The 13,163-nt window shown below is 61.8% G+C and carries 12 protein-coding genes; 4 read left to right on the top strand and 8 right to left on the bottom strand.

Annotated features, from left to right (window positions below):
- From GGD62_RS13285 to GGD62_RS13250, 8 genes are all read right to left on the bottom strand, one after another.
- Positions 1–1,038, bottom strand: a complete 1,038-nt coding sequence (locus GGD62_RS13285; protein ID WP_183233457.1) for an ABC transporter permease subunit — start codon at positions 1,036–1,038, stop codon at positions 1–3.
- Entirely contained in the window at positions 1,035–2,366 is a 1,332-nt protein-coding gene (locus GGD62_RS13280; RefSeq protein WP_183233458.1) for an extracellular solute-binding protein, read from the bottom strand. Before GGD62_RS13280 ends, GGD62_RS13285 begins: the two co-directional genes overlap by 4 nt.
- Before the next feature lie 169 nt (positions 2,367–2,535).
- Entirely contained in the window at positions 2,536–4,161 is a 1,626-nt protein-coding gene (locus GGD62_RS13275; RefSeq protein ID WP_183233459.1) for an FGGY-family carbohydrate kinase, read from the bottom strand.
- Between the two features lie 22 nt (positions 4,162–4,183).
- On the bottom strand, positions 4,184–4,912 hold the full coding sequence (locus GGD62_RS13270) for an SDR family oxidoreductase (protein ID WP_091952277.1): 729 nt from the start codon (positions 4,910–4,912) through the stop codon (positions 4,184–4,186).
- A 27-nt stretch (positions 4,913–4,939) separates the two neighbouring features.
- On the bottom strand, positions 4,940–6,196 hold the full coding sequence (locus GGD62_RS13265; RefSeq protein WP_183233460.1) for a sugar ABC transporter permease: 1,257 nt from the start codon (positions 6,194–6,196) through the stop codon (positions 4,940–4,942).
- A complete protein-coding gene (locus GGD62_RS13260; protein WP_183233461.1) occupies positions 6,193–7,017 on the bottom strand; it encodes an ATP-binding cassette domain-containing protein in 825 nt (274 codons plus the stop codon). The genes GGD62_RS13265 and GGD62_RS13260 overlap by 4 nt, the downstream gene beginning before the upstream one ends.
- A gap of 60 nt (positions 7,018–7,077) precedes the next feature.
- A complete protein-coding gene (locus GGD62_RS13255) occupies positions 7,078–8,151 on the bottom strand; it encodes a sugar ABC transporter substrate-binding protein (protein WP_183233462.1) in 1,074 nt (357 codons plus the stop codon).
- Between the two features lie 199 nt (positions 8,152–8,350).
- A complete protein-coding gene (locus tag GGD62_RS13250; RefSeq protein ID WP_183233463.1) occupies positions 8,351–9,235 on the bottom strand; it encodes an AraC family transcriptional regulator in 885 nt (294 codons plus the stop codon).
- A 635-nt stretch (positions 9,236–9,870) separates the two neighbouring features.
- Here GGD62_RS13250 and GGD62_RS13240 point away from each other — a divergent pair.
- From GGD62_RS13240 to GGD62_RS13225, 4 genes are all read left to right on the top strand, one after another.
- Positions 9,871–11,043, top strand: coding sequence for a tyrosine-type recombinase/integrase (locus GGD62_RS13240; protein ID WP_312014141.1), 1,173 nt, complete (start codon positions 9,871–9,873; stop codon positions 11,041–11,043).
- Positions 11,044–11,340: 297 nt separating this feature from the next.
- Entirely contained in the window at positions 11,341–11,547 is a 207-nt protein-coding gene (locus tag GGD62_RS13235) for a hypothetical protein (protein WP_183234890.1), read from the top strand.
- 14 nt (positions 11,548–11,561) lie between these two features.
- Entirely contained in the window at positions 11,562–11,786 is a 225-nt protein-coding gene (locus GGD62_RS41830) for a Lar family restriction alleviation protein (protein ID WP_409333944.1), read from the top strand.
- A 732-nt stretch (positions 11,787–12,518) separates the two neighbouring features.
- A complete protein-coding gene (locus GGD62_RS13225) occupies positions 12,519–12,749 on the top strand; it encodes a DUF6894 family protein (RefSeq protein ID WP_183234892.1) in 231 nt (76 codons plus the stop codon).
- Positions 12,750–13,163: the final 414 nt, after the last annotated feature.

The raw sequence follows: 13,163 nt of genomic DNA, 5'->3' as shown, positions 1-13,163 counted from the left end.
CTAGACCCCGTAATTGACCTTGCGGTCGAAGTAGCGGAATTGCAGCAGCGTGCAGATCAGCGCAAAGCTCATCAACAGAACCGACTGTGCAGCCGAAGAGCCGAGATCGAGATTGACGAAGCCGTCGACGAAGACCTTGTAGACCAGAATGTTGGTTGCACCGGCCGGGCCGCCTTTGGTCACGGCATCGATGATGGCGAAGGTTTCGAAGAAGCCATAGATGAAGTTCATCACCGTGAGGAAGAAGATGGTGGGCCCGAGCATCGGCAGCGCGATTGAGACGAAGCGGCGGATCGGTCCCGCACCGTCCACGGCGGCGGCCTCCATCAGCGACACCGGCACCGCGAGCAACCCCACCACCAGAAAGATATAGTCGTAGCAGATGTGCTTCCATGACGCGGCCAGCGTCACCAGGATCAGCGCATCGGTCGGATTGAGGTTAGGGTCCCATGCAATACCGAGCCCGTGCAGCACCTGTGCGAGCGGGCCGACCGCCGGATTGAACAAGAAGGCCCACAGGATGCCGGCGATCGCGGGCGCAATGGCATAGGGCAACAGGATGATCGTGCGATAGGCCGAGCGGCCACGCACGATCCTGTCGGTGGCAAAGGCCAGCACGAGCGCGCTGCCCAATGTGAGCACGTTCTGCGCCACCGTAAACCAGAACGTCACCGCGATCGACTGGCGGTAGTCGCTGCTCGCAAGCAGCGTCTTGAAATTGTCGAACCACACGAACTGAACGTTGGTCCCGAACGGATCGCTGAGCAGAACGGACTGCATCAGCGCCCGCAGCGACGGAATGAAGAAGAAGAACAGCAGGATCAGCAATTGCGGCAGCAACAGCAGCGTCGGCAGGCCGGGACCGTCGCCGAAATTGGCGCGCTTCAGTCCGGCCTCCTCACGCGGCCGCGTTCTGCCCGACCGACGCGAGCTGCCGGCGACTGCCGCCGGCACGGCTTTGGACCCACCACCCCCGTGCCTTCCCTGAAGCACGGGTGCGCGTGCCTCGCGCCACGGGATGGACAGGCGCAACGTCATGGACGCTCGGTTTCCGGAGTCTTCCCGGCATTCAGCTTTTCGAACTGCCGCAGGATCTCGTTACCCCGCTTGACTGCGTCATCCATGGCCTGCTGCGGCTGCTTCTGACCGGCGAACACCGCCTCGACCTCCTGGCGCTGGGCCAGCATCGTCTGCACGAAGTTGCCGAAGCGGAAGCCGCGCGAGTTCTCGTTCGGCGTGCCGCGCGAGAGCTGCAGCACCGCGATCTCCCTGGTCGGATGATCCTTGTAGTAGCCCCGCTCCCGCGCGACCGCATAGGCGCGGTTGGTGGCGGGAACATAGCCGGTTGCGCCATGCCACCAGACCTGGGTTTCCGGCTGCGCGACGAAATCCAGAAAGGCTGCGACGGCCTCGTATCGCTCCGGCGTGTGGCCCTTCATGACCCAGATGGCCCCACCCCCGATGGTGCTGTTGAGAGGCGGATTGATGTCGCTCTCGTGCGGCAGGAAGGTGGCGCTCCAATTGATGGTCGCATTGCGCTCGATGTTGCCGTGCGATGCGGTCGAATTGACGAAGGTCGAGCACCGGCCCGACGTGAACAATTGTTCGGGACTGAAGCCCTGGCCCGCGATCTGCATTACGCCGTCGTCGAGCCATTTCTTGAGCCGCGCGACTTGCGAGACCACCTTCGTCTTGTTGTAGACGAACTCGGTGCCGAGCCCGTCGAAGCCGTTCGCTAGCGTACCGTAGGGCTGGTTGTTGATGGCGCTGTAGTTCTCGAGCAGGCTCCAGTAGAAATCGCCGGGCAGGACCGTGCCGCACTCGCTGATTCCCTTGGACTTGATGGTGTAGAGCTGCTTCTCCAGCTCCTGCCAGGTGTCGGCCGGCTTGTCGAAGCCGGCCTTCTGGAAGTGATCCTTGTTGTACCAGAAGATCGGCGTCGACGAGTTGAAGGGCATCGCCGACATCCGGCCCTTGTAGCTCCAGAAGCTTGCGACGGGTTTGATGAAGTCCGAGAAGTCGATCTTGTAACCCTTCTGCTCCACCAAATCCTGCACGGGGACAATGGCCCCTGAAAGCAGCATCGTCATGTAACCGCGCTCGGCGATCTGCACCATCTCCGGCGGCCGCTTGGCACGATAGGCGGCGATCACCCCGTTGGTCACCTCGTCATAGTTCCCCTTGGCGACCGCGACGACCGTGTACTTGTCCTGCGACTTGTTGAACTTCTCGACCAGCTCATTGAGCCGGTCGCCGAGGACGCCACTCATGGCGTGCCACCACTGGACCTCGACCCGTGCCTGCGCCGGACCAACCAATGCCAACGCGCCGAACAAGGCCGCAATGAATGCGACTTTCCTACCCATGGGCAGCCCTCCCTCGCCGGGCAAAAAGACCCGGACTATACATTTGTATTTTTATCATGACATATGTGTCGAGATGATGAAAGAGGGTCGAATGCCCTCTCCTACGCAGGCAGCGCCGACGTTGGATGCAAGCCGTGCCTGGGTACGCCCGGTCCAGCTGGCAATGGGGCTACGAAGCGCTTCTGATTGCCCGACCGACCTTCTGCAGGGCCTCGAAGGCTCGAAAGCGCCGATCGGCCCAGTCTACGAGAGCGGCCTGGGGTCGAGAGATGTCTCCCAGAACCGACATCGCCTGCATCGCCTCGCCGAGATTGCCATGGTCGCCCGATGCAACTGATCCAAGCATCGCGGAGCCGAGCAGGACGGCCTCCGGGGATGCCGACGCAGCCACCGTCAAACCCGTCATATCGGCGAGGACTTGCCGCACAAGGCGGCTCTTTGCGGCGCCACCGCTGACCACGATCGTATCGACCGCGATGCCCTTGTCCTGCTGGGCGCGAACGATCTGCCTGGCCCCGCAACCGAGACCGCACAGCCCGGCAAGATAAAGCGCCAGCAGGCTCTCCAGATCCGAGCGCATATCGAGCCCGGCAATCAGCGCACGCGCGTCAGGGTCCGCGAACGGCGCGCGATTGCCGAGGAATTCGGGAACGACATGAACCTCGCCGACCAATTGCGGAATCATTCCGTCACCGCCGCGGGATTCGGTTTCCGAGGCAAGCCAATCGGCAAGCGTCTGCTGCTTCTGGCGTGCAGCCTGCGTCGCTTGCGCGGAATGCGGATGCATCTGCAACAGATGCTCGATGGCAGCGCCGGCGGCCGACTGCCCGCCTTCATTGAGCCAAAGCCCGGGCACCATCGCGGAGAAATAAGGTCCCCAAACGCCGGGGACGAAGGACGGATCCGGCGTGGTCGTCATGGTACAGGCGGACGTTCCGAACACATAGGCCATGCGCGTCAGCACCGTGCCCGCGTGGCCGCGCGCGCCCACCGTACCAACGCCGCCGGCATGTGCATCGATGAGGCCGGCAGCGACCGGCGTACCCGTCGCGAGTCCGAGATCGGCCGCAGCCTCCGCCGTCAGGCCCGCCGCCAGCCTCGTTCCGCCGGGCACGATCTCGGTGCCGATCCTGCGGAACTGCTCGTCCGCCAGCACGCCGAGGCCGACCCTGCGGAAGAATTGATCGTCCCAGCGGTTTTCATGACCCAGATAGGTCCACTTGCAGGTCACGGTACAGATGGAGCGAGACAGGCTCCCCGTCGCACGCCAGGTGAGAAAATCGGTCAAGTCCATGAACTGCCACGCACGGGAAAACGTGTTGGGCATGTTTTCGGCGAGCCACAAGAGTTTCGGCGTCTCCATCTCGGGTGAGATCGTTCCGCCGACATAGTCAAGAACCGTCTCGCCCGTCTGGTTGATCCGGCGCGCCTGATCGCCGGCGCGGTGATCCATCCATACGATGACGTTGCGAGCAGGATCGCCGGACGGGCCGACGGGCAGCGGCGCGCCCCCTTCGCCAAGCACCACCAGCGAGCAGGTCGCGTCGAAGCCGATGCCGGTGATGCTGTCCGGCGCGATGCCGGCCTGTGCCACCGCTCCACGCACGCTGCGGCATACGGCACGCCAGATGTCCTCGCTTGAGTGCTCGACGATGTCGCCGGCCTCCCGCCAAAGTGCGATGGGGGAGCTGTCACTCGCCATCAGCCTGCCGGAGCGGTCGAACACGCCGGCCCGTGCGCTGCCGGTGCCGACATCGATGCCAAGAAAATGGCGGTCATCGGATTGTTTCGTCATCTGGATCGCCAATCGGAGAATGCTACAGATCGTTGCTCTGCGGCAGAATGACGAGGTCGCGGATGGTGACGTTTCTCGGACGCGTCAACATAAAAAGCACCGCCTCTGCGACCTCCACCGGCTGCATCAAGCCACCTGCCGCCATTTCTTCCTCGATCTTCTCCTTGGGCCAGTCCTTGATAAGCGCGGTCACAACCGGACCTGGCGCAACGGCACCGACGCGCAAACCGTATTTGGCGACCTGTCGGCGCACGGTATGCACGAAAGCCTGCACGGCGTGCTTGGACGCAGTATAGATCGGCTCCCAGACGACAGGGACAAGACCGGCGATCGAACTGGTGACGATGATGTCGCCGCTCTTGCGCTCAACCATGTGCGGCAGCACCGCATGAATCGACCGGAACAGCGCATTGATGTTCAAATTGAGCATGCGATCCCAGGCGTCGGGATCGCCCGCGAGCACCTCGCCGCCGACATAGGCGCCTGCGTTCGCGTGGAAGATGTCCAGCTGTCCCGCCTTCTCCAGCAATTGAGGCATCATGGCTTGCATGCTCACGGGATCGGTGAGGTCGATGCGTAACGGAATCGCCTGATCGCCCAGCTCGACGCAGGCTTTGCTCAGCGCCTCCTCCGCCCGATCGATCAGCACCACCCGCGCACCCGCGCCGATCAAAGCTCTGGCGCACTCGAGACCGATGCCCGATGCGGCGCCGGTGATCGCGGCAACTTTTCCTGCAAGTTCCTGGGCCAAGGCTTGTCCTTTTCTTGTTCGAGTTATTCAAGCTCGGCCATGGGAGAGGCGTGAGCGTCGTGCCAGCGAATCGACGATGACCGCAATGGCAAGGACCGCGCCCGTAATCATGTACCGTAGCGACGAGGAGAGATCGAGCAGCGTCAGGCCGCTCGCGATGGACTGGATGACGATGACGCCGAGCAGTGCGGAATAGGCGCTCCCGCGACCGCCGAACAGGCTCGTGCCGCCGATGACCGCGGCGGCGATCGCGTTGAGATTTACATCCCCGGTCCCGGCCTGCTGGCTGGAAGATGCCAGCCGCGCCGCGGCAAGAATGCCGCCGGCCGCCGCCAGTGTGGAGCACAGCACGAACGCGGTCAGATAGACCCGGCGAACATTGATGCCGGCCCGGCGGGCCGCCTCGCGATTGCCGCCGACGGCAGACATCGAACGGCCCCATTTGGTCCGCGTCAACGCGTAGTTCATCACCACGCACAGGCCGACGAACAGACCGAACATCCACGGAATGCCGCGGCCGAGATTGAGATAATAGACGACGAATTCGAGCATGACGGTGACCAGCAGCGCCTTCAGCACCATGCGGCCGAGCGAACTGGCCGATAGCCCCGCCTGCCGCCGGCGCAACGCTGTGCGGTAGCTGGTCACGAACACCACAAGGCTCGCAACCGCCGCCAGCACGTAGGACACGATTGGCGGCATGACGAGCATCTGCCCGAAATTGACCAGTGGCGATCCGTACGGAAGGTTGATCGAGCCCGATGAGCCGAGCAGATACAGCTGCAGGCCGAGCCACCCCAGCAGGCCGGCCAGCGTCGAAACGAAGCTCGGCATCCCCAGACGATTGAACAGAAATGCGTAAAGCGCGCCGATGGCGGCGCCCAGCACCAACGCCGTGACGATCGCCACGGCGACCGGCCAATCCTGACCAACCCAAAGCACGCCAACGAGCGCCGAAGCGAACCCGCTCACCGAGCCGACCGAGAGATCGATCTCGCCGACCATCAGGATACAGACGATGCCCAGCGAGATCACGCCCACCGTCGAGCAATCGAACAGCAAATTGACCAGATTGTTCGGCGCCAGAAAAACAGGGTTGAGACTCTCGAATGCCGTGCAGATGACAATGAGCCCGACGACCACCGGCAGCGAGCCGAGATCGCCCGACCGCACGCGATCCACAAACGCGCTGAACATGTTCCCAAATGTGTCCGTGTGCTTGACGCGCTCGTCACTGCGATCGAGCGGCCGCGTCATCGAAACCCGTTGTGCGTTGTCGGTCATCGGCCAAGCTCCGGCGACTGATGCGCGCGGCGCCGGCTGGCGCGGCGCGAGACCGAGTTTTCGTCCGCACCGGTGATCGCGGTGACGAGATCCTGGTTGGAAGCGTCGGGCTCGAATTCGCCGTTGTTGCGGCCGAGGCGCAGCACCACGATCCGGTCGGCGACGGCGCGGACGTCCTCCATGTTGTGGCTGATCATGATGACGCCGAGGCCGCGGGCGCGAACGCGCTCGACGAGGTCCAGCACCTCGGCGGTTTGGGCGACGCCGAGCGCGGCGGTCGGCTCGTCGAGCAGGATGAGCTTCGGCTCGGTGAGCAGCGAACGCGCGATCGCCACGGTCTGGCGCTGTCCGCCGGAGAGCGACGCAACCGGCTCGCGCACGCTCGGGATCCGCGCCGACAATTCGTTGAGCAGCGTCCAGGCGCGGAGCTCCATGGAGACCTCGTCGAGCCGCATCGGATTGAGCTCGCGGCCGAGGAAGATATTTGCGACCACATCGAGGTTTTCGCAGAGCGCCAGATCCTGAAAAACGGTGGCGATGCCGAGGCCGAGCGCAGTGGACGGATCGGACAGGACAACCGGCTCGCCGCCGAAGGCGATCGTTCCAGAACTGGGCTGGTGCACGCCGGCAAGGATCTTCACCAGCGTGGATTTTCCAGCACCGTTGTCGCCCACGAGCGCCACGACCTCGCCGGCATGCACGTCGAGATCGACGTTGGTCAGGGCGGACACGGCGCCGAAATGCTTGGAAATTCCGCGAAGACTCAAGACCGGTTTGCGCGGTCCGCCTTCCGGGTGATCGACATCCGAGATCATGGTCATGTCCCAGTCCGCCCTCTCGTCGTTCGTCCCGGCCGCCGCGAGCGGCCGGGACGGACGCAGTTACTGCGTGATGCCGAGCTTCTTACAGCCGGCGGCATAGCGGCCCGTGCAGAGCTGATCGGCCGTCTGGATCTTCTTGTCGATGATCTCAGCCTTCAGGTTCTCCTGCGTGACGACCGCCGGCACGAACAGCTTCGATGGCGCATTGAAGAGTGTGGTTTCCGCCTTGGGCGTCTCGCCGGAGAGGAATTTCACCGCGGCTTGGGCCGCTGCAGCGGCCACGATCTCGCTGGGCTTGGAGATCGTGTTGTACTGATCGCCGGCGATGACGAGCTGAAGCGCGGCGATCGTCGCATCGTTGCCCGTCACCGGCGGCACCGGATCGACACCTGCGGCCTTGAAGGCGGCAATTGCGCCACCGCCGGTGCCATCGTTGGCGGCCACCACGCCGAGGATCTTCTTGCCGAAGCGGGTGACCTGGCCGCTCGCCCATTGCTGCGCCTTCGGCGGCGCCCAGTCCGGCGTGTCGTATTCGGCGAGAATCGGATAGCCGCTCTTATCAAGGCCCGCGTGGATGCCCTTCTTGATGAGGCCCGCAGCGGCATCGGTCGGCGATCCATTGATTTCGAGCACGCCCTCACCTTCCTTCGCCGTGACGTTAGCGGCCTTCAGATGCTTGATGAGCGAGTCGGAGATGGCCTTGCCGATGGCTTCGTTATCGAAGGAGACGTAGAAATCGACCTTGGCGTCGGGGACCGGCCGGTCGTAGGCAATGACCTTGATGCCCTGCGACTGCGCCATCTTGACCAGGGAGGCCGCAGCGGTCGAGTCGACAGGGTCGAGCACAATGACCTTGGCGCCCTGCGAGATCACCGAGTTGAATTGCTGTTGCTGCCGTGCCGCATCTGCGCCGGCGTTCTGGTAGATCACCTTGCAACTTGCGCAGAGCTTCTTCATCTCAGCAGCGAAGCCCGGATAGTCATGTTGTTCGTAGCGGGTGGACGCCTGATCCGGCATCAGGAAGGCAACGGTCGCGTCCTTCACCTCTGCGGCCTGCGAGAACATGGCCGTTGTACCGAGCAGCGACAGGGCCAGGGCCAGTGCGCCCGTATGTTTCGGGGAGAACCTTTTCATTCGGACTTTCCTTTCCAGAACTAGAGTGCTGTGGTTGATCCTTGAAGATGGGCCCTCGCGGCTCCCGTCCCCGGCGGCGATGAGTGCCGGTGCTCCGAAGCCGCGCGGAATTCCTGGACAAGCGATTCCTGTCGCGGGCTGCCATCGGCATGCCCGCGTCATTCTTCCCGTGGTGGTCTCCTCCTTTGCTTTTCGCCGGCTAGGCCGCGCGTGCCGTATTGATGTTCTGCGCGAGCAATCGCCTGAAGCGCGAAGGCGGCATGCCTTTCTCGGCCAAAAACTGCCGGTTGAAATTAGAGAGATTGTTGAAGCCGACCTCGAAGCAGATGTCGGTGATGGACGCCTGCTCGTCGCTCATCAAGATCTGGCAGGCGAGATTGATGCGCAGCCGCTTGACGTATTGCACCAGCGACATGCCGGTGTGCCGGCGGAAGGAACGCGAAAACGCGCTTTGCGACTGGCCTGCGATCGCCGCTAGCTCGGCTTCACCGAAAGGCTGCGTCAGGTTCTGCCGGATGAAGGCGAGCGCCTTGTTCATGCCCGCCGACATATATCCGGACGGGTCGGGCAGATAATTCGGACTGGAAAGCGGACGCGCATTGCGGGCGCGGCCAAGTGTTCCCAGGATCATCAGGAACAACTCGATCCGGCGCACACCGTTCGCGGTCACGATCTCCTCCATCAGTGGAGCGACCCTGTCGCTGGTGCTGCACGTGAAAAGCGCGCCGCGCCGCGAGAAATCCAGCAGCGCGGCAAGGCCCGACAGTTCCGGCATGACCTTCATCAGGTCCCCGATGAATTCCTCGCTGAACTGGAGGACGCGTCCGCGCAGTGGGATGGTGCTGCCGGCCGGCAGATCGCTCACCCAATTGTGCGGCAGATTGGGGCCGGTGAGCACGAGATTGCCCGGCTCGAACTCGCCGATGAAGTCGCCGACGAAATAGCGACCGCTGGTCGCCACGACCTGGTGGAGCTCGTATTCGGGATGGAAATGCCAGCGGACCGTGTGGAATGGGTAGCCGTGCGACCACGCCTTGAACGATTCGCCGCGCCGTATCTGGACAACTTCCAGGTCCGGTTCCATATCCGCTCCCTTCGGGCCGGTGCGGTTTTTGATGATCCGCCCCTGTTCCCTTATCGGCTGAATTTGCTCAGCGCTTCCTCTCGTTAGGGATCGTAGCGACCGGTACCCGGGCCCGCCACCACCATTTCAATGTGCAACTGATACTTTTTTGATGTGCCGCAGACAGTCCCGAGCCCCGCAACCGGGTCCGCACTCTCCGCGAAACGGGCATCTCACTACAGCGGCTCTACCGAAAGTGCGGTCTCGCACAGGCACGGCGGTTGCGCACAGCAGGTCACGATTGCGCGGAAGGCTTCCGGTGATTGGGGCTGTCTGTTGCCACTCGCATTCAACCCACGGAATGAGCTGCGACAACCGGGGCGCTGCTCTTCAAAACCCACGCTCACAATGATCATGACTGGATTTTTATGGAATCTCTCGGTGAACACGCCGCGCACACGCAAGCATCTAACCAATTGGAAAATTTGAACTCTCGCTCCAATCCATCATGGGCGCCACTCAATCGTTTATCCTATCCTCTCAATGGGATGAAGCACGAACGTGTGCACTCCAAACTAGCCGAGATTGCACACGTTTGTACCCGTTTTGACCTCTCGGTGCACACATAGTGCACACGAAAGCCGGAGTGCACACGCGTGGCGACCTTCACTCAATTGGGATCGGGAAACTGGCGCGTTCAAGTCCGCCGCAAGAACCGCTATGTGGCCGAGACTTTCCGGCGGCGCAAGGACGGCGAAGAATGGGCGCTCGAGATGGAGCGCAACATTGACCGCAATGGATCGTTTAAACCACGCGCGGTGCGCAACGTTCGCACATTTGGCGATCTGATTGATCTGCACGACGAAGACATGCGCGAGGTTGGAAAACCCCCTCGCCGGTCAAAGGCTGCTGTGATGGCGTCGCTCAAGGCTGAGCTCGGCAGTGTGAAGCTGCTCGCGCTTAATCGAGAGCGGCTGATCGAGTTTGGGAGAAAGCGAGCCAAGCAAGGCGCTGGTCCCGCGACTTTGGCAATCGATTTGTCTTTTACACGCCGCGATTACCTGAGATACATAAAACTGATTGAAGACGAATTCGGCGATTTACCGATTGCTGCCCTCGCCGACCGTCGGATTCGCGGCGACTTCAAAAGCTGGCGCGACAAATACGCAAACACGCCACGAAAGGCTGATCTGGCCTGGACGGTGTTGGCGCGCATCCTGTCATTCGCGAAGGACCGCGGCATCATCACCACCAATCCATGCGAGCGGGGTGGCCGGCTCTATGTGGCCGACCGCAAGGATAAGATCTGGACCGAACAAGACATTGCCGCCGTCCTTGCAGTCGCATCCAGCGAGATCCAGCTCGCCCTCATCTTGGCTTTGTGGAGCGGGCAGCGGCAGGGAGACCTGCTACGGCTGCCGTGGTCAGCCTACGCAAGCCCTTACATTCGCCTTCGGCAGTCGAAAGGCGGCCGGCGTGTCGCAATGCCCGCCGGAGGCCCTCTGCGAGCTCTACTCGACACCACCGAGCGCCGAGGGCCGCTCATCCTGACGAACACGCTCGGGCGGCCCTGGACGTCAGACGGCTTTCGGACGTCCTGGGCAAAGGCATGCGAACGAGCTGGCATCAGCGGCCTCACGTTTCACGACCTGAGAGGCACTGCCGTGGTTCGGTTGGCCATTGCCGGCGCGAGCGTGCCGCAGATCGCGGCCGTGACTGGTCACTCGCTAAAGGACGTCGAGGCCATTCTCGATGCACATTATCTTGGCCGAGATATTCAGCTTGCCGAAGCTGCGGTGCTGAAGCTCGAAGCGCGAACAAAACTGTAAAATGGCCTGTAAAATGAAGCCACTTACTGTATCGCGATCAGCGCTGAGTGTTTGATTTATATGGTGGGCGCACCAGGGCTCGAACCTGGGACGCGCTGATTAAGAGAGACCCGCAACGGACGGCAGGGCCGGCTTATTGGCGACCTTGGAGCGGCATGCGAAGCCCATGATGATCAGACAGCAATGGCTGGGACGATCCCCTTCCGAGACAAGACAGGTGTCCGCAGGAACGACTCTGATCTCTGCGCTCGACCGAGCTTTGCGCGGCGGCGTGAGCGAGGGTCTGCAAATGATTCCATGATTGACGTCACACAGTTGATTCCAGGTCGCTTCTATTGGGTCCTTGTGCGCTCAAGCACGAAAACTCTCGAGTGGCAGCCGGCACGCTTCACCGGCGCTACTTGCCAAGGCGACGGTGCGAAGTGGGACTTCATCGGCTTCAATCGCGACGTCGGTCATCATTTCATCGAGGTCGTCGACATCGGCCCAGAACTACCGTCCTAAACGCTCGCGTTAAGATGCCTACGAAGCCTAGCGAGAGCGCAGCTATCGATCCGCTGCGCGGATTCCCTATGTCTGTACAATCGCTGCGGCCCTGTCCTTTCTGCGGCGGTTCGGAGGTTTGGATCAACGGCGACATCGACCCAAAATTCGTAGTATGTAAGGAATGTTCAGCTTTCGGGCCCAATGCGCCGACCGTTAGGCAGGCGGCCGAGCGCTGGAACAAACGCATCAGCCCCTAAGGCGAAGCCAACCCTCCGGCTATCTAGCTCTCAATCAGTGGCCGAACGACCAGGCTTGGAGCGTGGCGTTGGCCTAGATTGAAAATCTCAGTGGCTAGTTTGATTTATCTCAATGGTCCCGGCTGGTTCCGGCCCGCCCTTGAGCTGTGCCCCAGACCGATGACCCAGGTCCAAGCAAGGAGCCCCCGCCCAAGCCAACACGTCTTGAGGATGCGCAGCGGATCATCGAGGAGTACCCCGCGGATCTGCGCGAGATCCTCAGGAAACTCCGTCGCAAGATGAATTAGGCGCGCCTCAGTTGGCGGGCTGGCTTTTTAGGAACGAGTGGCACCGGACAGGCTTGGTGCTGTGCTCCGGCTCCATGCCCCCGTACGGGCCGGAGTTAAGTCCAACGGCCCCAGTCGCCGCCAGACGGCTGGGGCCGTATTTTTTGTGTAGGAACTATAGGCCCGCGAACGAATCTAGTTTGCAGCTTTCCTCAGCTGGGGACTGCAAATGCGTTATGTTGCGTACTCGGTAGATCTATCCGGTGTTGCTCGTGCACTTTACGAGATCGATTGCCCGACAGACAAAGACGCGCAAGACCGAGCCGAGAAATATCTAGAGGCACACCCTGTTGTAGAGCTTTGGGACGGCCCCCGTAGGGTCGCTCGCCTGGTGCGAGAGAGCTCTGACTGAATTCCGCAGTGGCCTGTTTCGGAACGCGAGCCGGCTAGTCAGCATTACTGGCGTATGCCGCGCTACTTCTTCCATGTGACCCACGAACGTCATGAACCCGACCTCGAAGGCGAGGAACTGCCCGACAAACACGCCGCTTGGCGTGAAGCCACGGTGACGGCTGGGCAGATACTCCAAAGCCTCGATGGGAAGCTAACGCCAGATCGTGGATGGCGGATGGAGGTCGTGGACGAGTTCCAGAACACCCTCTACGTTCTCCACATCCACGCCGAGAAGCCGAAGTAAGGCCGCCTATGGGGACCGTGTTCTCCGGGCCAGAACAACCGCAACGGGACACGCTGTACTACCGCCTATCGCTCGTCTGGCTCGCAATCGTCGCGGGCTACTTCCTGTCTGTGCTGATGCATTGAGGTCGCCTCAGTGGGCGGCCTCTTTACTTCCAATGTCAGTTGCCGGCCCCGAGCGGACCTTCACGGTGATGGCCGTTGAGGACCGCTTGTGCCCATAGCGGAAGTCGCAGCGGCTTCATTGAAAATTGATCATTCTGCGCGCTAACGGTTGCCGAAGCTCGTTTTACAACCTAGTCGTGCTTAAGCAGATCTAGCAGTCTGCTGAAAAACTATCGTTTTTGTTCGATTTCCGTGATTCACTGATTTGCGTTGGATCTCGGAGCTTTGGATGCGTGGCAAGTTCGAGGAT

The organism is Bradyrhizobium sp. ERR14 (assembly GCF_014198235.1).
In the GTDB taxonomy this organism is placed as follows: Bacteria; Pseudomonadota; Alphaproteobacteria; order Rhizobiales; family Xanthobacteraceae; genus Bradyrhizobium.
This window is presented reverse-complemented; position numbering and strand designations above follow the sequence as displayed.